18 protein-coding genes and 2 rRNA genes (1 of these 20 only partly in view) are annotated in these 24087 nt (G+C 73.1%); 4 read left to right on the top strand and 16 right to left on the bottom strand.

The genetic code is table 11. From position 1 onward, the window contains the following. Nucleotides 1-27 precede the first annotated feature (27 nt). The 3 genes from IAG43_RS06375 to pyrG all read right to left on the bottom strand — a co-directional run bounded on the left by IAG43_RS06375 (nt 28) and on the right by pyrG (nt 4854). Entirely contained in the window at nt 28-2064 is a 2037-nt protein-coding gene (locus IAG43_RS06375) for a tetratricopeptide repeat protein (protein WP_187739784.1), read from the bottom strand. Nucleotides 2065-2474: 410 nt separating this feature from the next. After that, nucleotides 2475-3101: an NUDIX domain-containing protein gene (locus IAG43_RS06380; protein WP_187739785.1), complete on the bottom strand. Its 627-nt coding sequence runs from the start codon at nt 3099-3101 to the stop codon at nt 2475-2477. Nucleotides 3102-3186: 85 nt separating this feature from the next. After that, nucleotides 3187-4854, bottom strand: coding sequence for a CTP synthase (pyrG, locus tag IAG43_RS06385; RefSeq protein WP_187739786.1), 1668 nt, complete (start codon nt 4852-4854; stop codon nt 3187-3189). A 507-nt stretch (nt 4855-5361) separates the two neighbouring features. On the opposite strand from pyrG, the gene IAG43_RS06390 reads away from it, so the two are divergent. After that, nucleotides 5362-7164 carry a glycoside hydrolase family 15 protein gene (locus IAG43_RS06390; protein ID WP_187744318.1) on the top strand — a complete coding sequence of 601 codons (1803 nt, stop codon included), beginning with the start codon at nt 5362-5364 and terminating at the stop codon, nt 7162-7164. Between the two features lie 128 nt (nt 7165-7292). After that, entirely contained in the window at nt 7293-8906 is a 1614-nt protein-coding gene (locus IAG43_RS06395) for a PucR family transcriptional regulator (RefSeq protein WP_187739787.1), read from the top strand. 118 nt (nt 8907-9024) lie between these two features. On the opposite strand, the gene IAG43_RS06400 is transcribed toward IAG43_RS06395, so the two are convergent. From IAG43_RS06400 to IAG43_RS06420, 5 genes are all read right to left on the bottom strand, one after another. Then, the gene (locus tag IAG43_RS06400; protein WP_187739788.1) at nt 9025-10119 is read right to left on the bottom strand and encodes a glycosyltransferase family 4 protein; all 1095 of its coding nucleotides are present in this window, start codon (nt 10117-10119) and stop codon (nt 9025-9027) included. Between the two features lie 138 nt (nt 10120-10257). Then, entirely contained in the window at nt 10258-11976 is a 1719-nt protein-coding gene (recN, locus tag IAG43_RS06405) for a DNA repair protein RecN (RefSeq protein ID WP_187744319.1), read from the bottom strand. A 96-nt stretch (nt 11977-12072) separates the two neighbouring features. Continuing rightward, a complete protein-coding gene (locus IAG43_RS06410) occupies nt 12073-13008 on the bottom strand; it encodes an NAD kinase (RefSeq protein WP_187739789.1) in 936 nt (311 codons plus the stop codon). Further along, nucleotides 13005-13820, bottom strand: a complete 816-nt coding sequence (locus tag IAG43_RS06415) for a TlyA family RNA methyltransferase (protein WP_187739790.1) — start codon at nt 13818-13820, stop codon at nt 13005-13007. Before IAG43_RS06415 ends, IAG43_RS06410 begins: the two co-directional genes overlap by 4 nt. Nucleotides 13821-13827: 7 nt before the next feature. Next, nucleotides 13828-14136, bottom strand: a complete 309-nt coding sequence (locus IAG43_RS06420) for a hypothetical protein (RefSeq protein WP_246574089.1) — start codon at nt 14134-14136, stop codon at nt 13828-13830. Nucleotides 14137-14178: 42 nt separating this feature from the next. Between IAG43_RS06420 and IAG43_RS06425 the strand changes: the two genes are divergently transcribed. Next, nucleotides 14179-14526 (top strand): SCP2 sterol-binding domain-containing protein, encoded by a 348-nt coding sequence (locus tag IAG43_RS06425; protein WP_187739791.1) that lies wholly within the window; start codon nt 14179-14181, stop codon nt 14524-14526. 42 nt (nt 14527-14568) lie between these two features. Here IAG43_RS06425 and IAG43_RS06430 read toward each other — a convergent pair whose 3' ends face one another. The 4 genes from IAG43_RS06430 to IAG43_RS06445 form a co-directional block, all read right to left on the bottom strand. Further along, a complete protein-coding gene (locus IAG43_RS06430; RefSeq protein ID WP_187739792.1) occupies nt 14569-15381 on the bottom strand; it encodes an ABC transporter ATP-binding protein in 813 nt (270 codons plus the stop codon). Nucleotides 15382-15440: 59 nt separating this feature from the next. Then, on the bottom strand, nt 15441-16469 hold the full coding sequence (locus tag IAG43_RS06435; RefSeq protein ID WP_187744320.1) for a FecCD family ABC transporter permease: 1029 nt from the start codon (nt 16467-16469) through the stop codon (nt 15441-15443). Between the two features lie 80 nt (nt 16470-16549). Next, the gene (locus IAG43_RS06440) at nt 16550-17605 is read right to left on the bottom strand and encodes a FecCD family ABC transporter permease (protein WP_187739793.1); all 1056 of its coding nucleotides are present in this window, start codon (nt 17603-17605) and stop codon (nt 16550-16552) included. Nucleotides 17606-17814: 209 nt separating this feature from the next. Further along, nucleotides 17815-18849 carry an HAD hydrolase-like protein gene (locus IAG43_RS06445; protein ID WP_187739794.1) on the bottom strand — a complete coding sequence of 345 codons (1035 nt, stop codon included), beginning with the start codon at nt 18847-18849 and terminating at the stop codon, nt 17815-17817. A gap of 81 nt (nt 18850-18930) precedes the next feature. On the opposite strand from IAG43_RS06445, the gene IAG43_RS06450 reads away from it, so the two are divergent. Further along, nucleotides 18931-20211: a DUF1015 family protein gene (locus IAG43_RS06450; RefSeq protein WP_187739795.1), complete on the top strand. Its 1281-nt coding sequence runs from the start codon at nt 18931-18933 to the stop codon at nt 20209-20211. A gap of 121 nt (nt 20212-20332) precedes the next feature. Here IAG43_RS06450 and IAG43_RS34215 read toward each other — a convergent pair whose 3' ends face one another. The 4 genes from IAG43_RS34215 to IAG43_RS06465 all read right to left on the bottom strand — a co-directional run. After that, nucleotides 20333-21187 (bottom strand): tetratricopeptide repeat protein, encoded by an 855-nt coding sequence (locus tag IAG43_RS34215; protein ID WP_246574093.1) that lies wholly within the window; start codon nt 21185-21187, stop codon nt 20333-20335. Then, a complete protein-coding gene (locus IAG43_RS34220; protein ID WP_223005912.1) occupies nt 21109-21993 on the bottom strand; it encodes a hypothetical protein in 885 nt (294 codons plus the stop codon). Before IAG43_RS34220 ends, IAG43_RS34215 begins: the two co-directional genes overlap by 79 nt. Nucleotides 21994-22214: 221 nt before the next feature. Continuing rightward, nucleotides 22215-22331, bottom strand: a 5S ribosomal RNA gene (gene rrf, locus IAG43_RS06460). A gap of 135 nt (nt 22332-22466) precedes the next feature. Further along, a 23S ribosomal RNA gene (locus IAG43_RS06465) occupies nt 22467-24087 on the bottom strand (it continues 1505 nt past the right edge of the window).

Below are 24087 nucleotides of genomic sequence, written 5' to 3' on the forward strand. Positions count from 1 at the left end.
CTTCCCGCTGTCTAGCCTTACAAAGCATCAATCTTCTTCGGAACCACTGCGGATTTCGTAGGCGGAACCCTCCTCTCCGAGGAGCCTTTCCGCAGCGTGACGGTGGAGTTGCGCTGCGGTGGGGTCCGCCAGGCGCTCCAGCGTGTCCGCCAGGCGGAGCTGGAGCGCGGCCTGGAGCCGGGTGTCCCCTGCCCGGCGCGCCCACTCCACGGCCTCCCGGCAGGTGCGCAGCGACTCCTCCGGCCGGCCCGCGTACTCCTGCACCCGGGCCGCCTCGCTCAGCGCCCGCGCCTGGGCGGGCACATCGCCGAGCCTGCGGTGCCCGGCCACCGCGGCCCGCCAGCTCCGCAGCGCCTCCCCGTAGCGCCCGGCGTACGTGTGCACGGTGCCGAGCCGCCCGTACAGCCGTGCCTCGTCGGCCCGCTCGCCCCGGGTCTGGCGCTGCGCGAGGGCGCGGCCGTACCAGTCCGCCGCCCGCTGCCAGTCGCCGAGCTCCTGGTACGCCCCTCCGACGGATTCCATCGCGCGGCCCGTCGCGTAGTCGTCCTTCGCCAGCCGGCCCGCGTCCAGCGCCTCGCGGTAGCGGCCCAGCGCCTCCTCGGTGCGGTCGTGGCGGGCGTCCAGGTCGGCCAGGTTGAGCAGGGCGGCGGCCCGCTCCCGGTGCAGACCGCGCCGCGTCGCGACGTCGAGCACCAGGCGGTGCAGGCCGTAGAGGTCGGCGGCGGCCGCCTCGGTGCCGCGGTGGGCCGCCAGCGCCCGCACCAGGGCGGCCACCAGCCGCCTGGCCAGCGTGTCCAGTTCCCCGTCGTCGACGGCCATCCGCGCGGAGGCGAGCAGCGTCTCGCGCCGGGCGTCGAGCCAGGCGCCGGCCTCCGCGACGGAGGCGAAGCGCAGCGCACGCGGCAGCCCGGCCAGCTTGCGCCGGGCCGGGCTGCCGTCCGGCTCGGTGACCGCACGGCACGCCTGCAGCCTGCGGACGGTGCGCTCCAGCATCCGCGCCCGCGCGAGCTGCACCTCCGACGCGCGGTCCGTCGCCAGCAGGGCGGTCAGCAGGCCGGCGAGGCAGCCGGGGACCTCGAAGACGCCGTCCCCACCGCGGAGCAGGCCGGCGGCCGCCAGCGATTCGAGCACGGCCTCGGCCGACGAGACCGAGCAGCCCGCCAGCGCGGACGCGGTGTGCGCGTCCGCGCGCCCGGCGGGGGCGAGGGCGAGCAGCCGCAGAGTCCTGGCCGCCGGCTGCGGCAGGGAGTCGTAGACCAGCCGGAAGGCCCGGGCCAGCGGACGGCCGCCGCTCGGCTGGTCGCCGTCGTCGGGCAGCGCGCGCAGTCTGCGGGCCGCGTCGGCGACCGAGGAGGAGGGCCGCGCGGCGAGCCAGCCCCCGACCAGCACCAGGGCGGCGGGCTGGCCCCCGCACTCCTCGGCCACCGCCTCGGCCGCCTGCGGGTCGACGGTGATGCGGACCTCGCCCGTGAAGCCGGTGAGGAGTTCGATGGCGGACTTGGCGTCCATGCCGCCGAGGGTGCAGGGGCGGACGCCGGGGATGCCGGTGAGCGGCCCCTCGGAGACGGCGACCACGAGGGCGTCCGGGTTGTCGGGGATGAGCGGGTCGAGGTGTTCGGCCTCGCGGACGTCGTCGACGAGCAGCAGCGTCCGGCGGACGGCGAGCGCCTCGCGGACGCTCTCGGCGAGCTCGTCCTCGTCGGCGCCGGGCGGCGCGGACACCCGGAGGTCGCGCAGCAGCGAACGGGCGGCCTCGTCCAGCGGGACGGGCCGGCCGCCCGGTTCGGTCAGACGTACCCGCAGCACACCGTCCGGGTAGCGGTCGGCGAGCGAGCGGGCGAGTTCCGCGGCGAGCGCGGTGCGTCCCGAGCCGGGGCGGCCCGCGACGAGCAGGACGCGGGCCCGGGCGGCCTTGCGGCCCGCGAGGGTGTCGAGACCGGCGCGTTCGATGTCGGCGTGCAGCGACTTCAGTTCACGATGTCTGCCGAAGAACCGGTCCCCGGCGCCGGTCCGGGCGCCCGCCGCCCGGTCGGGGCCGCCCAGGTCCAGCGCCTGATCCGTCACGGGCCACGCTCCAGTCCGTCCGCGCACGAGCCGAGCCCGACGGGGCTCCGCACGGGCGTTGCGAGCCTAGTTCACGCATGGGGACGAACCCGGCGGCACAGGGCGGGCGGAGCCCCCGGTCCCCCGATCGGATCAACTGATCGTCGGATCGGGGGAACTGAGAGGACGTCATCACCCGCCGGAGGCGGGGCGTCCCGTCTCCGGACGGAAGCAGGACCGGGAAGGGCTGCGGCCGGAGCGGACCCGCTGTCGGGCGTCGCACGGCCGCCCGACAGCGGGCCCGCGCCGCGGACGGCAGGGCCTCGGGCCCGGGCCGCGGACGGCACGGCCGCGGGCGCGGGCCGCGGACGGCAGGGCCTCGGGCGCGGGCCGCGGACGGCAGGGCCTCATGGCCTCAGGGCCTCAGGGCCTCAGGCCTCGAACGGACGGGCCGGCCAGGGCGCGTCGGCGGGCCGCAGCGCGTCGAACCCGTCGCCCGCCAGGGCCGCCGCCGCGGAGAGGGCGCCGACGACCAGGCAGGTGTTGTGGAGTTCGCCGGCGAGCGCGCCCCGGACGAGATCGCCCAGCGGCACCCGCGCCAGCTCCATGTCGGCCTCCTCCTCGGAGACCTCGTAGCGCGCGCCCTCCGCCTCGGAGAGGTCGCGGGCGAGGAAGACGCGCACGGCCTCGTCGCAGCCGCCCGGCGTCGTGTACACGTCGGTGAGCACCCGCCAGTCCTCGGCCTTGACGTGCGCCTCCTCGTACAGTTCGCGCTGCGCCGCGTGGAGCGGGTTCTCACCGGGGACGTCCAGCAGTCCGGCCGGGATCTCCCACAGCTTGTGGCGCACCGGGTGCCGGTACTGGCGCAGGACGAGGACGCGGCCCTCGCCGTCCAGGGCGAGCACCGCGACCGATCCCGGGTGCACCTGGTAGTCGCGTGTGACGACCGTCCCGTCGGGCATGACGACGCTGTCCGTGCGGACACTCGTCTTGTTGCCGCGGAACGGCGTCGTGGTCGCGGTGACCTGCCACTCCTCGGGCGTGTCCTTCAAGGTCATCGAAGCGTCCTTCCAGCACGTGCAGACGACGGACCGGGGCGCCCGCCGCATGGGCGGGCACCCCGGTCAACGGTATCGTCCGCCGCTACTCGGCCGGGCCGGCCGCCTTCCGGCGCTCCACGGCCGCCTTCACCAGACCGGCGAAGAGCGGGTGGGGACGGGTCGGGCGGGAGCACAGCTCCGGGTGCGCCTGGGTGGCGACGAGGTAGGGGTGCACCTCGCGCGGGTACTCGACGTACTCCACCAGCTTGTTGTCGGGCGAGGTGCCCGAGAACAGGATGCCCGCCTTCTTCTCCAGCTCGGTGCGGTAGGCGTTGTTGACCTCGTAGCGGTGGCGGTGGCGCTCCTCCACGTACGGCTGGTCGCCGTAGACCTCGCGCACGATGGAGCCCTCGGCGAGCTTCGCGGGGTAGAGGCCCAGGCGCATGGTGCCGCCGAGGTCGCCCGCGCCCTCCACGTAGGCCAGTTGCTCCTCCATCGTGGAGATGACCGGGTGGGCGGTGGCGGCGTCGAACTCGGTGGAGTTGGCGTCGGTGATCCCGGCCAGGGAGCGCGCGGCCTCGATCACGATGCACTGGAGCCCGAGGCACAGGCCGAGCAGCGGCACCTTGTGCTCGCGCGCGTAGCGGATGGCGCCCACCTTGCCGTCCACCCCGCGCTCGCCGAAGCCGCCGGGGATGACGATGGCGTCGACGTCGCCGAGCTGCTTCTCCGCGCCCGCCTGCGTCCTGCAGTCGTCGGAGGTGACCCACTTGACCGTGACCCGGGCCCGGTTGGCGAAGCCGCCGGCCCGCATGGCCTCGGTCACCGACAGGTAGGCGTCGGGGAGGTCGATGTACTTGCCGACGAGCGCGACGGTGACCTCGTGGTCGGGGTTGTGCACCCGGTCGAGCAGGTCGTCCCACGTCGTCCAGTCGACGTCGCGGAACGGCAGGTCGAGCTTGCGCACGACGTAGGCGTCGAGGCCCTCGGTGTGGAGCACCTTCGGGATGTCGTAGATCGACTTGGCGTCGATGGCGGCGACGACCGCGGCCTCGTCGACGTCGCACATCAGCGAGATCTTGCGCTTGATCGCGGTCGGCACGTCGCGGTCGGCGCGCAGCACGATCGCGTCCGGCTGGATGCCGATGTTGCGCAGCGCGGCGACCGAGTGCTGGGTCGGCTTGGTCTTCAGCTCGCCGGACGGACCGATGTACGGCAGCAGCGAGATGTGCACGACGAAGACGTTGTCGCGGCCGACCTCGTGGCGGACCTGGCGGACGGTCTCCAGGAACGGCAGGGACTCGATGTCGCCGACCGTGCCGCCGACCTCGGTGATCACGACGTCGACGTCGTCGGTGGCCATCCGGCGGATGCGCGACTTGATCTCGTTGGTGATGTGCGGGATGACCTGGACGGTGTCGCCCAGGTACTCGCCGCGCCGCTCCTTGGCGATGACCTGCGAGTACACCTGCCCGGTGGTGACGTTCGCGGAGCCGTCGAGGTCGACGTCGAGGAAGCGCTCGTAGTGGCCGATGTCCAGGTCGGTCTCGGCGCCGTCGTTGGTGACGAACACCTCACCGTGCTGGAACGGGTTCATGGTGCCCGGGTCCACGTTCAGGTACGGGTCGAGCTTCTGCATGGTGACCCGCAGGCCCCTCGCCTTGAGCAGCGCGCCCAGGCTGGAGGCCGTGAGGCCCTTGCCGAGGGAGGAGGCGACACCCCCGGTGACGAAGATGTGCTTGGTCGTCGCGGATGTGGCTCGTGCCGGCATCGCCAAGAGGGGGCTCCCGTGGTCGCTTGGTGGGGTGCGTACCGGCTGCCGGATCCCGGTCGGGGGGCGCCGTCGCTGCGGTTTCGGGGCCTGTTCCGCATCGGGACGGCCACCGGTCCACGGGGTACCAGGGTATCAGCGCCTGCGCACGGCTGCTTCCGGCCACACCTCGCGCCACGCCCGCGGGCCGCCGCCGGCCGCCCCGCGGGCGGGCGGCGGCGGGACCGCTCACCGTGCTCCACCTGCCGCTCACCCGTTCGGCGCAGGAACGTTGCCGGGACACCTGCGCGGACCCCCCGTGCGCGTCGTATCCTGCTCGGACACTCGCTGCCGAGCCGGGCCGGCCGAGCGGCGGATTCCCAGCCGAGGGCCGGTTCTCGGCGCCCCCCACACCAGTGCGAGTGGCGTTCTGGCCACTTCGGTGTTTGGGTCGCCGCGGCTCGTCAACGACCCTTGACTCCGTAAGCGCCCCGCGGGGCGGACGTGGCCGTTCGACTGGAGATGCACGTGGCCGGGCGCATCGAGGATTACGCACTCATCGGGGACATGCAGACCGCCGCGCTGGTCTGCCGGGACGGCACGGTCGACTGGCTGTGCCTGCCCCGCTTCGACTCGCACGCCGTCTTCGCCGGCCTCCTCGGCACGGAGGAGCACGGTTTCTGGCGGCTGGGCCCGGCGTGCGGCGCGGACTCCGCGCCGCCGTCGGCCACCCGCAGGCGGTACCGGGGCGACTCCCTGATCCTCGAATCCGAGTACGACACCGCACGCGGCACGATCAGAGTGACCGATTTCATGCCTCCGCGTGACGGCGCGCCCCAGCTGATCCGCATCGTGGAAGGCGTGACCGGCCGGGTGCCGATGCGCTCCGAACTGCGCATGCGTTTCAGCTACGGCCGCGTCGTGCCGTGGGTGCACAAGGTGGAGACCCGTACCGTCGCCGTCGCCGGGCCCGACTCGGTCTGGCTGGACACCGAGGCGGAGACGTACGGCAAGGACCTGACGACGTACTCCGACTTCACCGTCTCCCCCGGCGAACGGATCGCGTTCACCATCAGCTGGCAGCCGTCCCACAAGGAGCCGCCGGCGCTGCCCGACCCGGAGGGGTCGCTGGAGGCGACGGCCGGGTTCTGGAGCGAGTGGGTCGACCACTGCACGTACCACGGCCCCTACCGGGAGGCCGTCGTCCGCTCGCTGATCACGCTGAAGGCGCTGACCTACGCCCCCACCGGCGGGATCGTCGCCGCGCCCACCACCTCGCTGCCGGAGGAGATCGGCGGCGTCCGGAACTGGGACTACCGCTACACCTGGCTGCGGGACGCCGCGATCACCCTCTCCTCGCTGCTGCGCACCGGCTACCGCGAGGAGGCCCGCGCCTGGCGCGAGTGGCTGCTGCGCGCGGTCGCCGGCGACCCCGAGAACCTTCAGATCATGTACGGCATCGCGGGTGAACGCGAGCTCGGCGAGGCCGAGTTGGACTGGCTGCCCGGCTACGAGAACTCCCGTCCCGTGCGCGTCGGCAACGGCGCGGCGCACCAGCTCCAGCTCGACGTCTACGGCGAGGTCACCGAGGCCCTCCACCTGGCCCACATGACCGGCCTCAACCGCAACGACTACGCCTCCCTGCTCCAGCTGAAGCTGATCCAGTACCTGGAGAAGCACTGGGACCAGCCCGACGAGGGGATCTGGGAGGTCCGCGGCCCGCGCCGGCACTTCGTGCACTCCAAGGTCATGGCGTGGGTGGCGGTCGACCGGACCATCAAGCTGATCGAGTCCGGCGACGCGGACGGCCCGCTGGAGCGGTGGCGCGAGCTGCGCGACGACATCCACCGGGACGTCTGCGAGAAGGGCTACGACCGGGAGCGGAACACCTTCACCCAGTCCTACGGCTCCAAGGAGCTGGACGCCTCGCTGCTGCTCATCCCGCAGATGGGCTTCCTGCCGCCGGACGACAAGCGCGTGATCGGCACCATCGAGGCCATCCAGCGCGAACTGTCCACCGAGGACGGCTTCATCCTCCGCTACCCGACCGAGGGCTCGGACGAGGGCGTCGACGGCCTGCCCGGCGACGAGGGCGCGTTCCTCGCGTGTTCGTTCTGGATGGCGGACGACCTCGCCATGATCGGCCGGGTCGACGAGGCCCGCCGGCTCTTCGAGAAGCTGCTGGCGCTCCGCAACGACCTCGGTCTGCTCGCCGAGGAGTGGGACCCGAGGCTCCAGCGGCAGGTGGGCAACTTCCCGCAGGCCTTCAGCCACGTCCCCCTGATCGACACCGCGCTGCGCCTGACGGCGTCCGGGGCGTACGGGGGCTGAGCGCGGGCCCGGTCCGGCGGATCCGCCGGACCGGGACGTCCGGGGCGCACGGCACGCATCGTCCGGGGCGCCGTGCCGTGCGCCCCGGACGATGCGTGGGAAACGGGACACCGGTAGCGTCCCGCTCCATGGACGACCAGGGCGGGATCACCGTGCAGCGGGCCCTCGAACTTCCGGTGCTGCGCAGCGGCCTGCCCGAGGTCGTGGCGGGAGGCGACCGGCTCCGGCGCACGGTGCGCTGGGTCCACGCGGGCGAGGTGCCGAACATCGCCTCGCTCCTCAAGGGCGGCGAACTGCTGCTGACCACCGGCCTCGGGCTCGGCACCCGCCCCGGCGAGCAGCGCGCCTTCGTGCGGCAGCTCGCCGAACGCGGCATCGCCGCGCTGGTGGTGGAACTCGGCCCCCGGTTCGACCGGCTGCCGGACGCGCTGGTGGAGACCGCGCGGGCGTCCGGTCTGCCGCTCGTCCAGCTGCACCGGGAGGTGCCCTTCGTCTCCGTGACGGAAGAGATCCACACCGAGATCGTCAACCACCACTACGCCCTGCTGCGCCAGGCCGAGGAGGTGCACCGGCGGTGCACGGCGGCCCTGCTGGGCGGCGGCGGGGTGCCCCAGGTGCTGCGCGTCCTGTCGGACTTCACCGCGAACCCGGTCTTCCTGGAGACCCCGGACGGCCAGCTGCTGTACGCGGCGGAGGGCGGGCGGTCCCCCGCCGACCCGCTCCAGGTGTGGGAGGGGCTGCGCGGCGGCCGGCAGCAGGACACGCCCCGGAACGCGGTCGTGGTGGACGTGCCCGGCGGCGGCGGTGGCACGGCCGCGGTGCGGGCCCGGCTGGTGCTCCTCGCCGTGTCCGCCCCGCTGTCACCGGTGCACCGCATGGCCGCCGAACGCGCCGCGGGCTCCCTGGCGGTGGTCCTCATGCAGGCCCGTCAGGAGGAGGAGCTGGCGGCACGGGGACGGGGCGACTTCCTCACCGACCTCGCCGAAGGACGCATCGCGCCCGAGTCCGCGCCGGCCCAGGCCCGCGTCCTCGGCTTCCGGCAGGGCGACGGGCCGCTGCTCCCGGTGGTGATGCGGCTCGCCCCGGAACTGACGGGGAACGGGGGCTGGGCCGTGCTCGTGCGGGCGGTCTCCGAGGAGCTGGCGGCGCTGGGCGTGCCGGTGCTGCTCGGGGTGCGCCCGGTCGAGGGCCGGGTTCCGCTGCTGGTCGGGCTCCGCGCGGAGTCCGAACGGGCCGCCGTCGCCGACCGGGTCGCGGCGGCGCTGCGCACCGGCGTCGAGCGGGCGGGGCTGGAGCGGGCGGGCGCGCCCCCGGCGGTCGTCGTCGTCGCGGCCGCGGGCGGCTGGGCGGCGGCGGGAGCGGGCCTGCGGCACGCGGCGGAGACCGCGGTGGCGGCGCAGGGGCTGGGCGACCTGCCCTGGTACGACGCGCGGCGCCTCGACATCGAGCTGCTGCTGTGGCGGCTGCGCGAGCACCCGGACCTGGCCGCCTTCGTCGAGCGCGCCGTCGGACCGCTGCTGGCGCACGACGCGGTGTCCCGTCCGCTGCTGCTGCCGACGCTGGAGACCTACCTGGCCCACGCGGGCCGCAAGGCTGAGACGGCGCGGGAGCTCCATCTGAACCGGCAGACGCTGTACAACCGGCTGGCCCGCATCGGCGAGCTGCTCGGCACCGACCTGGACGACCCGGAGGCGGTGCTCTCCCTGGGCCTGGCCCTGCGCGCCCGCCGCCACACCCCGTGAGCCCGGCCCGCGCCCGGGTGCCGGGGGCACGAGCCCACACCCGGGTGCCGGGTGCACGAGCCCGCGCCCGGGTGCCGGGGGCACGAGCCCACGCCCAGGTGCCGGGACCGGGCGGGCCTCAGACCGCCGGGAGCCGGCCCGAGCCCGTCAGTTCGTCGTAGACGCTGAGCACCTGGGCGACGGTGTCGTCCTCCGACGGCCAGCCGTCGGCCTGCGCGCGCCCCGCGCGGGACAGCTCCTCGCGCCGTGCCGGGTCGGCCAGGAGCCGGGAGACGGCGCCGGCGAGGGCTCCCGCGTCCGCGCCGGGGACCAGTTCGGCGGCGGTGCCGACCAGTTCGGGAACGCCGCCCACCGCCGTCGCCACCAGCGGGACACCGAGCCGCAGCGCCTCCTGGGCGAGGAAGGGACGTGCCTCCCAGCGGCTCGGCAGCACCGCGACGTCCGCGGCGGCCAGCAGTTCCGGGACGTCGTCGCGTCCGCCGAGCAGCAGCACCGGCAGGTCCTCCTCGCCGATGCGGCGCTGCAGCGCGGCGCGCAGCGGCCCCTCCCCGGCGACGACGACCAGCGGCACGGGGTCCAGCGCGCGCCAGCGGCGGGCCGCGTCGAGCAGGGTGCCGTAACCGCGGTGGGCGTCGAGCCCGCCGACGGCGACGATCAACGGGCGTCCCGTCGAGCCCAGTTCGGCGCGGGTCTTGTCCGGCCTCCCGCCCGGCGGGGCGAGGGCGCGGGGGACGGCGACGGGGGCGAGGCGGGCGTCGCGTGCGCCCCGGGCGCGGGCCCGGTCGACGAGTTCGGAGCAGGTGGCGAGCAGCACCGCGGCGGCGCGGGCCGCGCGCCGTTCGAGCAGGCGCGGCAGCCGGTCGCGTCCGTCGTCCGTGACGGCGCGGGTGTGCCAGGTGACGACGAGCGGGACGGAGCGGCCGCTGAGGGCGACGGAGGCCCGCACGGCGGCGTGCAGTCCGTGGGCGTGGACGACGTCGGCTCCGGCGCACGCCGCGCGCAGGGCAGCCACGGCCAGGGGGTCGCCGCGGCGCGGGACGGGCGCGAAGCGCGCGCCGGCCCCCACGTAGTCGTAGGCGCGGTCGAGTGCGGCGGGGGCGCACACGGTCACCCGCACGCCGCGGGCCACCAGCCCCGCGGCCAGTGATCTGACGTGCGCGCTGCTGCCCGCGCTGCCGCCGCCCAGCACATGGACCGTCCGCAGCTGTGTCACCCGCCAAGGATGCCAGTCCGTACGGGCGTTGCGGCACCGTCCTGGTGACGTCGCCGTGGACGGAGCCGGGCCCGGCGGCAACGGATCACCCACTCAGGTGAATCCGGAGCACCGGACCCGGCCGTGCGCCGGGCAGCCTCAGGCGTCGGCGCGCGCCGCGGCGAGCAGTTCCTCCGCGTGGGCCCGGGCCGTCTCCGAGTCCTCCTGGCCCGCCAGCATCCGGGACAGCTCCCGCACCCGGTCCTCGCCCTCCAGCACGGTGACCCCGGAGCGGGTCACCGAACCGTCGTCGGTCTTCTCCACCAGCAGCTGGCGGTCGGCGAACGCCGCCACCTGCGGCAGGTGGGTGACCACCACGACCTGCGCCGACCTGGCCAGCTTCGCCAGCCTGCGGCCGATCTCGACCGCGGCCCTGCCGCCGACACCCGCGTCCACCTCGTCGAAGAGGTACGTCGGAACCGGGTCCGTGCCGGCGAAGACCACCTCGACGGCGAGCATCACCCGGGAGAGCTCACCGCCCGACGCGCCCTTGGCGATGGGCCGCGCCGGAGCGCCCGGGTGCGGGGCGAGCAGGAGTTCCACCTCGTCCACGCCGTGCGGCCCGTAGGCCACCGTCCGGCCGCCGACCTCGACGCCCTCCGGGTCCTCGGTCTGGCGCACCGAGAACGAGACCCTGGCGTGCGGCATGGCGAGGGAGGCGAGCTCCTCGGTCACGGCGTCCGCGAACCGGGCGGCCGCCTCGCTGCGGGCGTCGGTCAGCGTCTGCGCCAGCGCGGCCAGTTCGCCCCGCAGGGCGTCCCGCTCCTCGGTCAGCTCCCCGATGCGCTCGTCGTCGCCGTCCAGCTCGGTGAGCCGGGCGGCGCTCTCCTCGGCCCAGGCGAGGACGGCCGTGATGTCCGCGCCGTACTTGCGGGTCAGTCCGGTCAGCGCGGCCCGCCGCTCCTCGACCGCGGCCAGCCGGAGCGGGTCCGCGTCCAGGTCGTCGGCGTAGCCCGCGAGTTCGCCCGCCACGTCGCCGAGCAGGATGGAGATCTCCCCCATCCTCTCGGCGAGCGCCGAGAGCGCCGGGTCGTGGGAGCGGACGGCGTCCAGCGCCCGCCCCGCCCCCGCGACCAGGGTGGCCGCGTCGACGGCCTCCAGCTCCTCCGGGTTCCCGGCGAGCGCGGTGTGGGCGACGGCGGCGGCGGAGGCCAGCGCTTCCGCGTGGCCCAGCCGCTCGGCCTCGGCGGCCAGTTCGACGTCCTCGCCCGGCCGCGGCTCGACCGCCGCGATCTCGTCGAGGCCGAACCGCAGCAGATCGGCCTCCTGGGCCCGTTCGCGGGCACGGGTCGTCAGCTCCTCGACCTCCGCCGACACCGCGCGCAGCCGCCGGTAGGCGGCGGCGTACCCGGTGTGCGGGTCCGAGACCGCGGCGCCCGCGTAGCGGTCGAGCGCCTCGCGCTGGCGGGCGGGCCGCAGCAGGCCCTGCTGGTCCGTCTGCCCGTGCACGGCGACGAGCTCGTCCGCCAGCTCCGAGAGCACACCCACGGGCACGGACCGCCCGCCGAGGTGGGCGCGCGAGCGCCCCTCGGCCGAGACGGTCCGGCTGACGAGCAGGGTGCCGTCCTCGAGCTCGGCCCCGGCCTCCTCGGCGCGCAGCGCGGCCGGCGAACCGGCGGGCACGCCGACCCGGCCCTCCACCACCGCCGCCTTCGCGCCGATCCGCACCAGGGCCGGGTCGGCGCGTCCGCCGAGCAGCAGCCCCAGGCTGGTGACGACCATCGTCTTGCCCGCGCCCGTCTCGCCGGTCACCGCGGTGAACCCGGGCGACAGCTCGACGACCGCGTCGTCGATGACTCCGAGCGACCGTATCCGCATCTCCTCCAACACGGACACGACCTTACGAGGTCGAGGGGCCGCGGCGCGACGGACCCCGGCCCCGCGTTCACTCTCCCGAGGGGACCTGTGGCGCTCTCAGTGCGGCGCGCCCCGCCAACCCGACACCGGCAGAGCGAACTTGGCCACCAGCCGGTCCGTGAACGACGCGTGGTGCAGCCGCGCCAGGCGGACCGGCACGGCGCCGCGCCTGACCACCACCCGCGCGCCGGACGGCAGCTCCACCGTCCGGCGGCCGTCGCACCACAGCACGCCGTGCGGGGTGTGCGGCTGCACCTCCACGGCCAGCGTGGAGGTGGGCGAGGTCACCAGCGGCTTGGCGAAGAGGGCGTGCGCGCTGATCGGCACCATGAGCAGCGCCTCGACCTCGGGCCACACCACGGGCCCCCCGGCGGAGAACGCGTAGGCCGTCGAACCGGTCGGGGTGGCGCAGACGATGCCGTCGCATCCGAAGCCGGTGACCGGCCGTCCGTCGATCTCCAGCACGACCTCCAGGATGCGCTCGGGCGACACCTTCTGGACGGCCGCCTCGTTGAGCGCCCAGTCGCGGTGCACGATGTCGCCGTTGCTGTGCACGACGACGTCGAGGGTCATCCGCTCCTCGACCTCGTAGGCGCGGCTGACGACCCGGTCGACGACCTTGTCGAGGTCGTCCCGCTCGGCCTCCGCGAGGAAGCCGACCCGGCCCAGGTTGACGCCGAGCATGGGGACGCCGGAGGCGCGGGAGAACTCGGCGCCGCGCAGCAGCGTCCCGTCGCCGCCGAGCACGATCAGCAGCTCGCAGCCGTCGAGCACCCCGGGCGCCGCGTCGGGCACGGTCTCGACGGCTGCGGGCAGCGGCAGGTCCTCCGCCTCGGCCTCCAGCACGCGCACGCCCAGGCCGTTGCGCAGCAGCCCCTGCACGACCAGTTCGGCGCTGCGGATCGCCGCGGGGCGTCCGGTGTGGGCGAGCAGGAAGACCGTGCGCGCCGCCGGCGTCGCTCTGGTCGCTTCGGTTGCTGCTGTCTCGGTCAACGAGGTCCCTCCGCCACTGCGCGGTCGACGTCCGCGGGGTCGAGTCCGGGCGCATCCGCCCGGAGCCACAGAAAGTATTCGACGTTGCCCGAGGGGCCCGGCAGCGGGCTCGCGGTGACCCCCCGTACTCCCAGGCCGAGCCCTGCGGCCCGGCCCGCCACGGCCTTCACGGCGTCGGCCCGCAGCTCGGGGCTGCGGACGACGCCGCCGCTGCCGAGACGTTCCTTGCCCACCTCGAACTGCGGCTTGACCATCAGCACGAGGTCCGCGCCGGGGGCCGAGCAGCGCACCATCGCCGGGAGCACCAGGCCGAGCGGGATGAACGACAGATCGCCCACCACCAGGTCCACCGGCACCCCGTCGATCGTCTCCAACGTCATCTCCCGCACGTTGGTACGGTCCTTGACCGTGACGCGTTCATCGCTCTGCAGCGACCAGGCGAGCTGACCGTAGCCGACGTCGACCGCGACCACGTGGGCGGCGCCGGCACGCAGCAGGACATCGGTGAAGCCTCCGGTGGAGGCCCCGGCGTCCAGGGCCCGGCGGCCCGCCACCTCCAGCCCCAGCGGGACGAAGGCGGCCAGCGCGCCGGCGAGCTTGTGACCGCCGCGGGAGACGTAGTCGGGGTCGCTGTCGTCGGAGGCGACGACGACCGCGGCGCTGGTCTCCACCTGGGTGGCGGACTTGGTCGCGGTGGTGCCGCCGACGGTGACACGGCCCGCGGCGATCAGCTGGGCCGCGTGTTCCCGCGAACGCGCCAGTCTGCGGCGTACCAGCTCTGCGTCGAGGCGGCGGCGGGCGACTCCTGCCACGGTGGGTTCAGCTCCTGTGGTCGTGCGACGGGTGCGGGGGCCTCGGACCCGGACGGGTGTCGAGCGCGGTCAGCGCGTCCCGCAGGCCCCGGTGTACATCCTCGTACACCTCGGTGTGGCCGTCGGCGGCGAGGTGGTCCACGTCGGCGAGCCGCTCCAGCAGCGCATCGACCTCGGCGTGGTGGGTGGGGACCCGTTCGACGCCGAGCGGCGCGGGCGCCGCGGGCGAGGGCTCCGCCACGGGCGCGGCCGCGGGCCCGGCCTCCTGCGCTCGTCCCGGCTGCCCCGGCTCCCCCGGCTGCACGTCGTCGCTCATGCCCAGACGCTACCGCGAAGCGCTGCGGTACCGTCGGTCACGATGGCCACCACGCAGGAGTGCCGCAGCGCACTCGACACCCTCTCCGGCAATCTGGCACGCGCGAACGGCGACGTCCGCGCCGCGACGGCACTGGACCGCTCGCTGAGCTGTCACGTCACCGACCTGGACACGACGTTCGCCGGCCGGCTGCACGACGGCCGGATCGACGTGACCGACACCTACGACGGTCCGCCCCGCGACAAGGCGGAGATCCGCCTGGCGATGACCGGCGACGACCTGGTGGCCATGGTCGGAGGGGACCTGAACTTCGCCCGCGCCTGGGCGTCGGGCCGCGTCCGCCTGGAGGCCGGCTTCCGGGATCTGATGCGGCTCCGCGCCCTGCTCTGACCTCCCGCCGCTCCCCTCCCGCCGCCCGGCGGCCCCGGGCGGTCAGCCGCGCCGCGCGGCGGGGCCGTTCGCCCGGTCCCGGGCGAACGGCACGACCAGGGGGGTGCCCGACTCCGGGTCCTCGATGATCCGGCTGCGGACCCCGAAGACCTCCTCCACGAGTTCGGCCGTCACCACCTCCGACGGCGCGCCCTCGGCCACGACCCTGCCGTCGCGCAGGGCGATCAGGTGGGTGGCGTACCGCGCGGCCTGGTTGAGGTCGTGGAGCACCGCGACCAGCGTCCGGCCCTGCGACTCGTGCAGGCCGGCGCAGAGGTCGAGCACCTCCAGCTGGTGCTGGATGTCGAGGAAGGTCGTGGGCTCGTCCAGCAGCAGCAGCGGGGTCTGCTGGGCGAGCGCCATCGCGATCCACACCCGCTGGCGCTGGCCGCCGGACAGCTCGTCGACGTACCTCTCCCCCAGCGCCTCCACGCCCGTGGCGGTCATCGACTCCTGCACGATCCGCTCGTCCTCGGGCGACCACTGCCGCAGCAGCCCCTGGTGGGGGTAGCGGCCGCGGCCGACGAGGTCGGCCACGGTGATGCCGTCCGGGGCGATCGAGGACTGGGGCAGCAGTCCGAGCGTCCGGGCGACCTTCTTGGCGGGCAGGGAGTGGATCGACTGCCCGTCGAGCAGCACCCGGCCGACGGACGGCTTGAGCATCCGCGACAGGGCGCGCAGCAGTGTGGACTTGCCGCACGCGTTCGGCCCGACGATGACCGTGAACGAGTTGTCGGGTATCTCCACCGAGAGGTTCTCGGCAATGACCCGCTGGTCGTAGGCGAGGGTGACCTCGTGTGCGGTGAGGCGCTGCATGCTGGTCGTACTCCTGGGGTGCCGTGACGGGGTCGGGGCGTCGGGATGCTGGGGGGCGGTCATATCCGGCCGGCCCGGCGTTCGGTGACGAGCAGCCAGAGCAGGTAGCAGCCGCCGAGCACACCGGTCACCACGCCCACGGGCAGCTGCCGGTCGGGGAACGCGGAGGTGGCGACCAGGTCGGCGACGAGGAGCAGCGCCGCGCCCATGAGCGCGGCGGCGACCAGGTTCGGTCCGGGCGACCGGGTGACCCTGCGCGCGAGCTGCGGGGCGCTGAGCGCGACGAAGGCGATCGGCCCGGCGGCGGCCGTGGCCACCGCGATGAACAGCACGCCGCAGGTCATGAGCACGATGCGGGTGCGTTCGACGGGCACCCCCAGCGCGTAGGCCGAGTCGTCGCCCATCTCCAGCATCCGCAGGTGCCGGCCGTGGGCGAGGACCACGGGCACGAGCACCGCGCACATGAGCGCCAGCGGCCCGACCTGGGCCCAGTCGCGCCCGTCGAGGGAGCCGGTCATCCACAGGGTGGCCCGGGTCGCGTCGACGAGGTTGGCCTTGGTGATCAGGAAGTGGATGACGGCGACGAGGACGGCGGCGACGCCGATGCCGACGAGGACGAGCCGGAAGCCCTGCACTCCGCGCTTCCACGCGAGGGCGTAGACGAGGACGCCGGTCAGCAGGCCGCCGAGCACGGCACCGGCCGACACGGCGAGGGTGTCGCCGCCGAAGAGTACGATCACGGTGAGCGCGCCGACGGTGGAGCCGTGCCCGAAGCCGATGACGTCGGGGCTGCCGAGCGGATTGCGGGACAGGGACTGGAAGACCGCCCCGCTGAGCGCGAGCGAGGCGCCGACGAGGACGGCCACCAGGGCCCGTGGCAGCCGCAGGTCGCGGACGATGAACTCCTGCGCCGCGGTCCCGTTGCCGTAGAGCGTCGAGACGACGTCGCCGAAGGACATGGGGAAGTCCCCGGTCCCGATGAGGACGACGGCGGCGGCGAGCCCGGCGACGGCCAGCAGCGCGCAGACGAGGGCGGCCCGCGGGTCCACCCGGAGGGAGAGCCCGCCGGGGGTGCGGACGGCTTTCACGCCACGGGTCGGCGACGGCGGCGCCGTGGACGCCTTCCCGTCCGGCGCGGCGGCCTTCTCGGCGGTGGTGTGCGGGGCCGTCACAGCTGGGCCATCCTCTTGCGGCGTACGAGTTGGATGAAGACCGGTCCGCCGATGACCGCGGTCACGATGCCGACCTGGAGTTCGGAGGGACGGGTGACGATCCGGCCGATGACGTCCGCGCCGAGCAGCAGGACCGGGGCGAGGACCGTGCAGTACGGGAGGATCCAGCGCATGTCGGGGCCGGTGAACGAGCGCACGACGTGCGGGATCATCAGGCCGACGAAGACGATCGGTCCGCAGGCGGCGGTCGCGGCTCCGCACAGCAGGGTGACGGAGACCATCGCGAGGACGCGGGTGCGGTTCAGGTGCGCGCCGAGCGCCCGGGCGGTGTCGTCGCCCATCTCCATCGCGTTCAGGGGCCGTGCGAGCAGCAGCGCGAGGAGCAGCCCGGCGCCGATGAAGGGGGCGACCTTGAGAATCGTGTCCATGCTCGCCGAGGAGAGCGAGCCGACCGTCCAGAACCGCAGCCGCTCCAGTGCGGCGGAGTCGAGCAGCTGGACGGCGTTGATGTAGCCGTAGAGCGCGGCGCTCGCCGCCGTGCCGGCGAGCGCCAGGCGGACGGGGGTGGCACTGCGGCTGCCGCCGAGCACGTACACGGCCGCCGAGACCGCCGCCGCGCCGAAGAAGGCGAACCAGACGTATCCGGCGAGCGAGGTGACCCCGAAGAAGCTGATGCCGGTGACGACGGCCGCCGCGGCGCCCGCGTTGATGCCCAGGAGTCCCGGCTCGGCCAGCGGGTTGCGGGTGAGCGCCTGCATCACCGCTCCCGAGAGGCCGAGGGCCGCGCCGACGAGCAGGCCGAGCAGCGTGCGGGGCACCCGCAGGTCGCGGATGACGACGTCGTTGCCGGTCCCGGTGTTGTGGAACAGCCCGTCCCACACCTCGGAGACCGGCACCGGTTTGGCACCCACCGCGATGCTCGCGACGCAGACCAGCAGCAGGACGCCGACGGCCACCAGCAGGCCCAGTGCACGCAGGGCGTGGCGCCTGGGGGATGCCGGGGCGGCGGATATCGGCTCCGCGCTCTGTTTGGAGGGACTGTCGACCAACACGCGGTTAGGTTAACCTAACCTGCCCGGTGTGCCGATTCCCGCCCGGCAGGACGTCCGGAGGGCCGCCGACGGGACTCCCGGAGGGACCCTGGCGGCGTCCCGGCGGGACTCCCGGAGAAACCCCGGGGTCCTTCCGGCGGGACCCCCGGAAGGACCCCGGCGGCGTCCCGGCGGGACTCCCGGCGAGCCCGTCCGCCGCCCCGCCGGGCTCAGAGCCCGAGCCTGGCCAGCGCCTTTGCCGCGTCGAGGTCGCAGACCCCGTCGCCCGCGTGGGACCAGGCCGCCCCGCACAGCGCCCGCAGGCCGTCCATGGGGGCCCCGTCGCTCTCGCCCTCCAGGACGAGTTCCCCGCCCCGTGCCGCGGCCCGCCAGGAACCGCAGCCGAACCCGCCGTCCGAGGACACCACTTCGGGCTGCGGCACCAGCAGCCCCCGCAGGTCCGCGTCGACGTACACCGGGCGGTGCCGCGGGGCGGCGGCCAGCAGCGTGGCCGCGTCGGTCACGCCGGTGAGCACGAGGATCGAGTCGACGTCCCCGTTGAACGCGCCCTCGATGTCCGTGTCCAGCCGGTCCCCCACGACCAGGGGCCGCGCGGCTCCCGTCCGCAGGATCGTCTCCCGGTGCATCGGCGGCAGCGGCTTCCCCGCGACCTGCGGCTCGGCCCCGGTCGCGATCCGGACCACCTCGACCGCGGCGCCGTTGCCCGGAGCGATCCCCCGGGCGCTCGGGATCGTCAGGTCCGTGTTCGACGCGAACCACGGGACACCGGCCGCGATCGCGTAGCAGGCCTCGGCGAAGCGGCCCCAGGGGAGGTCGGGCCCGCCGTAGCCCTGGACCACCGCGGCCGGGTCGTCCCCGGCCGACTCGACCGGCACCAGACCGCGTTCGCGCAGCGCCACCCGCAGGCCCTCGCCGCCGACGACCAGCACCCGCGATCCCCCGGGCAACTGCTCGGAGATCAGCCGCGCCACGGCCTGCGCGGAGGTGATGACGTCCTCGGCGACGGCGGGGACGCCGAGTTCGGTCAGGTGCTCGGCCACGCTCAGCGGCGTGCGCAGCGCGTTGTTCGTCACATAGGCGAGGTGCATCCCGCGCGCGCGGGCGCCGGCGAGCGACTCCACGGCGTGCGCGACGGCCTCCCCGCCCGCGTAGACGACCCCGTCCAGGTCGAGGAGGGCCGTGTCGTACGCCTCGGCCGGCGGGCTCGTGCTCCCCCGCGGCATGGTCCTGACCCGCTCGTTCATCCCTGTCCGCTCCTCGTCCGCCGTCCGGTCCACCACTCCCCCGATCATCGCTCATCGTCCGCGCGCGCATACGATGCCCTGATGAACACCGAAGGTCCCGCGGCCAATGGCGGCCTGCGCCTGACCCCGTTCCGCGGACTGCGCTACGTCCCCGAGCGGGTGGGCAGCCTCGCCGCCGTGACCTCGCCGCCGTACGACGTGGTCGTGCGTCCCGACGGACTGCACCACCTGGAGTCGGCGGACCCGCACAACATCGTCCGGCTGATCCTGCCGCAGGCCGACACCGCGCAGGCCCGGCACCGCCAGGCGGCCGACACCCTCGGCCGGTGGCTCGCCGAAGGCGTTCTCGCCCCGGACGCGGAACCGGCGCTGTACGTGTACGAGCAGCACCGCGGCGACCTGCTGCAACGCGGCATCATCGGCGCGCTCGCCCTGTCGGAGCCGTCCGAGGGCATCGTGCTCCCCCACGAGGGCGTCATGGCCGACATCGTCGCCGACCGGGCCGACCTGATGCGCAGCACCGCCGCCAACCTCGAACCGCTGCTCCTCACCTACCGCGGCGACACCGTCCCGGGCGCGGCGACGACCGCCGTCGAACGAGCCGCCGAGAGCGCCCCGCTGCTGGCCACCACCACCGAGGACGGTTTCCGGCACCGGCTCTGGGCGATCACCGATCCGGCCGAGATCGAGGCGGTCCGCGCCGATCTGAACAGGCATCAGGCGCTGATCGCCGACGGGCACCACCGGTGGGCCACCTACCTGCGACTGCGCTCCGAGCACACGGACCCCGGCCCCTGGGACCACGGACTCGTCCTGCTGATCGACACCCTCCGCCACCCTCTCCAGGTCCGGGCCATCCACCGGCTCGTCCGCGGCCTGCCCCTCGCCGAGGCCCTCGCGGCGCTGGACGGCTCCTTCCGGGTGCGGACCCTCGGCACGGACCTGCCGGAGGCGCTCGACGCCCTCGCGGACGCGGCGGACGGGTCCAACGCCTTCGTCCTCGCCGGTGACGGCCGCTTCCACCTCGCGGACCGGCCGGACGCAGCGCTGATCGCCGACACCGTCCCGCAGGAGCGGCCGGCCGCGTGGCGGTCGCTGGACGCCACGGTGCTCCACTCGACGATCCTGGACCACCTCTGGAACGTGCCGGACGGCCCGGAGCACATCGCCTACATCCACGACACCGAGGCCGCCGTCGTCCAGGCCGAGCGCAGCGGCGGCACGGCCGTGCTGATGCACCCGGTGCGGGAGGAGGTCGTGCGCGACCTCGCCCGTGCCGGCGTCATGATGCCCCGCAAGTCGACCTCGTTCGGTCCGAAGCCGGCCACGGGTCTGGTGCTGCGCAGCCTCGCCCTCGGCTGACGGGGCTTCCCGTCGCCCGCAGGCACACGGTCCGGGACATGTGTGAGGGCGGTACCCCGGCCGGGGTACCGCCCTCACACATGTCCCGGGTCCGCCCTGGCCGGCGGACCCGGATCCGGTCCTACTCCGCGGACTTGGCCGGAGCCTCGTCGGTCCCGGCGACGTTCTCGTCGTCCGCGTCGAGTCGGTCGTCCTGGTCGTCGTCAGCGGTGACGTCGGCCGCCACGGTCTCGTCGGCGACGTCCACCGCGGCGGACTCCGTCCCTGCGGCTGTGGCCTTACCCGCGTCGTCCGCGGAGGCGTCGAGGTCCTGGTGGTCGTGCTCGTCGGCCTCGTCGCTGTCGTCCATGGCGTCGGTGAACTCGACGCCGTCCATCTCGGCGAGACGGTCGGACGCGTCGGTGGCACCGTCCTTGTCGGCCTCCAGCGTCTTCGCGAACCACTCGCGCGCCTCGTCCTCGCGGGCCGCGGCCAGCAGCGCGTCGGCGTAGGCGTAGCGAAGCCTGGCGGTCCAGGGCTGTACGGAGTGGGAGGCGAGCTCGGGGCTCTGCAGGGTCACGATGGCCGCGTCCAGCTGCCCCATGTCGCGCCGGGCCCCGGCGGCCACCAGCCGCATCTCGACCTGGCCGGCCTTGTCCAGCTTCTGCACCTCGGGCTCGCCGGCCATGGCCAGCGCACGCTCCGGACGTCCGAGCCCGCGCTCGCAGTCGGCCATCACGGGCCACAGCTCCACGGTCCCGGTCATCCGGCGCGCGGCACGGAACTCGGCCAGCGCCTCGGAGTACTTCTGCGTGGCGTACGCGGCGAAGCCGGCGGCCTCGCGCACCGCGGCGACCCGGGAGGCGAGCCGCAGGGCGACCCTGGAGTAGGCGTAGGCCTGCTCGGGGTCCTCGTCGATCAGGTTGGCGACCATGACGAGGTTGCGCGCGACGTCCTCGGCGAGGCCCTTCGGCAGGCTCTGGAGCTCCTGCCGCACGTCCTTGTCGATCTCGTCGCCCGTGACGTCGTCCGGGATGGGCAGACGCTTGATCGGCTCGCGGTCGGGGCGCTCGCGGTCGTCACGGCGTCCGTAGCCGCCGCCACCCGAGCGGTCGTCGCGGCGCGGTCCGCCACGGAAGCCACCGCGGTCACCGCGGTCGTCCCGTCCGCCACGGAAGCCACCGCGGTCGTCGCCACGGCCGCCACGGTCGTCACGGCGCGGGCCACGGTCACGGTCGTCACGTCCCCCGCGGAAGCCACCGCGGTCGTCGCCACGGCCCCCGCGGTCGTCACGGCGTCCGTAGCCGCCACCGGCACCGCGGTCGTCACGACGGAACCCGCCGCCACCCTGACCGCCACGGTCGTCACGACCGCCGAACCCACCACCGGGACGACCACCACGGTCATCACGCGGGCCACGGAAACCACCACGGTCGTCATCACGACGCGGACCACGGTCACGGTCGTCACGGGGGAAACGGCCACCGCGGTCGTCGTCACGACGGAAGCCACCACCACCCTGACCGCCACGGTCGTCACGACGGAACCCGCCGCCACCCTGACCGCCACGGTCATCACGACCGCCGAACCCACCACCGGGACGACCACCACGGTCATCACGCGGGCCACGGAAACCACCACGGTCGTCATCACGACGCGGACCACGGTCACGGTCGCGGTCGTCACGTCGTCCGTAGGACCCCGCGCCGGCGGGACGGCCACCGCGATCGTCACGGGAGCCGCGGTAACCACCGCGGTCACCACGCTCGTTGTCACGACGGGGGCCACGGTCACGGTCGTCACGACCGCCGCGGAATCCGCCCCTGTCACCACCGTCCCTACGACGCGGCTCGCGGTCCGGACGGTCGTCGGAAGAGTTGGGGGACATCGGCGTGACTCCTGTCATCGGGTACCACAGACATTCTCGCGCAGCCGGCCAACGGACGCGCTACGGCAAAGCATGGGACAAACAAAAAGGACCCTTGGTCCAGCGTGAACGCTGGACCAAGGGTCCTTGAAAGATTGTTCGGCGGCGTCCTACTCTCCCACAGGGTCCCCCCTGCAGTACCATCGGCGCTGAAAGGCTTAGCTTCCGGGTTCGGAATGTAACCGGGCGTTTCCCTAACGCTATGACCACCGAAACTCTATCGGGCCGCCCCGCAAAACGGGGCATCGGCACTTAGCGAACAAGCACACTCTTCAATTAGCAAAGTGGAACTGGTTCAACCGGTGCGACTGTTCGCAACCCGGGAACCACACAGTGGACGCGAGCAAATGAGGTCAAGCCCTCGGCCTATTAGTACCGGTCAACTCCACCAGTTACCTGGCTTCCATATCCGGCCTATCAACCCAGTCGTCTACTGGGAGCCTTACCCTCTCAAGGAGGTGGGAGTCCTCATCTCGAAGCAGGCTTCCCGCTTAGATGCTTTCAGCGGTTATCCTTTCCGAACGTAGCCAACCAGCCATGCCCTTGGCAGGACAACTGGCACACCAGAGGTTCGTCCGTCCCGGTCCTCTCGTACTAGGGACAGCCCTTCTCAAGACTCCTACGCGCGCAGCGGATAGGGACCGAACTGTCTCACGACGTTCTAAACCCAGCTCGCGTACCGCTTTAATGGGCGAACAGCCCAACCCTTGGGACCGACTCCAGCCCCAGGATGCGACGAGCCGACATCGAGGTGCCAAACCATCCCGTCGATATGGACTCTTGGGGAAGATCAGCCTGTTATCCCCGGGGTACCTTTTATCCGTTGAGCGACGGCGCTTCCACAAGCCACCGCCGGATCACTAGTCCCGACTTTCGTCCCTGCTCGACCCGTCGGTCTCACAGTCAAGCTCCCTTGTGCACTTACACTCAACACCTGATTGCCAACCAGGCTGAGGGAACCTTTGGGCGCCTCCGTTACCCTTTGGGAGGCAACCGCCCCAGTTAAACTACCCATCAGACACTGTCCCTGATCCGGATCACGGACCCAGGTTAGACATCCAGCACGACCAGAGTGGTATTTCAACGACGACTCCACAACCACTGGCGTGGCCGCTTCAAAGTCTCCCACCTATCCTACACAAGCCGAACCGAACACCAATATCAAACTGTAGTAAAGGTCCCGGGGTCTTTCCGTCCTGCTGCGCGAAACGAGCATCTTTACTCGTAGTGCAATTTCACCGGGCCTATGGTTGAGACAGTCGAGAAGTCGTTACGCCATTCGTGCAGGTCGGAACTTACCCGACAAGGAATTTCGCTACCTTAGGATGGTTATAGTTACCACCGCCGTTTACTGGCGCTTAAGTTCTCAGCTTCGCCCGGACGAATCCAAGCTAACCGGTCCCCTTAACGTTCCAGCACCGGGCAGGCGTCAGTCCGTATACATCGCCTTACGGCTTCGCACGGACCTGTGTTTTTAGTAAACAGTCGCTTCTCGCTGGTCTCTGCGGCCACCCCCAGCTCAGAGTGCAAAACTCATCACCAGGAATGGCCCCCCTTCTCCCGAAGTTACGGGGGCATTTTGCCGAGTTCCTTAACCATAGTTCACCCGAACGCCTCGGTATTCTCTACCTGACCACCTGAGTCGGTTTAGGGTACGGGCCGCCATGAAACTCGCTAGAGGCTTTTCTCGACAGCATAGGATCATCCACTTCACCACAATCGGCTCGGCATCAGGTCTCAGCCTTAATGTGTGACGGATTTGCCTATCACACGGCCTACACCCTTACCCCGGGACAACCACCGCCCGGGCTGGACTACCTTCCTGCGTCACCCCATCGCTTACCTACTACCACCTTGGGTCAGCGGCTCCACCACTCCGACCTCGTCCGAAGACTCAGCCGGCGGCTTCACGGCCTTAGCATTAATGGGCTCGATATTGGGCGTTTCAAAGCGGGTACCGGAATATCAAC

This window comes from Streptomyces genisteinicus (assembly GCF_014489615.1).
Taxonomy (GTDB): Bacteria; Actinomycetota; Actinomycetes; order Streptomycetales; family Streptomycetaceae; genus Streptomyces; species Streptomyces genisteinicus.

What these genes read in the sequence shown, in the direction of transcription:
- IAG43_RS06445 (WP_187739794.1), bottom strand. Translation starts at nt 18,849, where the DNA reads ATGAACGAGCGGGTCAGGACCATGCCGCGGGGGAGCACGAGCCCGCCG.
- recN (WP_187744319.1), bottom strand. Translation starts at nt 11,976, where the DNA reads ATGCGGATACGGTCGCTCGGAGTCATCGACGACGCGGTCGTCGAGCTG.
- IAG43_RS06395 (WP_187739787.1), top strand. Translation starts at nt 7,293, where the DNA reads ATGGACGACCAGGGCGGGATCACCGTGCAGCGGGCCCTCGAACTTCCG.
- IAG43_RS06430 (WP_187739792.1), bottom strand. Translation starts at nt 15,381, where the DNA reads ATGCAGCGCCTCACCGCACACGAGGTCACCCTCGCCTACGACCAGCGG.
- pyrG (WP_187739786.1), bottom strand. Translation starts at nt 4,854, where the DNA reads ATGCCGGCACGAGCCACATCCGCGACGACCAAGCACATCTTCGTCACC.
- IAG43_RS06420 (WP_246574089.1), bottom strand. Translation starts at nt 14,136, where the DNA reads ATGAGCGACGACGTGCAGCCGGGGGAGCCGGGGCAGCCGGGACGAGCG.
- IAG43_RS06380 (WP_187739785.1), bottom strand. Translation starts at nt 3,101, where the DNA reads ATGACCTTGAAGGACACGCCCGAGGAGTGGCAGGTCACCGCGACCACG.
- IAG43_RS06450 (WP_187739795.1), top strand. Translation starts at nt 18,931, where the DNA reads ATGAACACCGAAGGTCCCGCGGCCAATGGCGGCCTGCGCCTGACCCCG.
- IAG43_RS06425 (WP_187739791.1), top strand. Translation starts at nt 14,179, where the DNA reads ATGGCCACCACGCAGGAGTGCCGCAGCGCACTCGACACCCTCTCCGGC.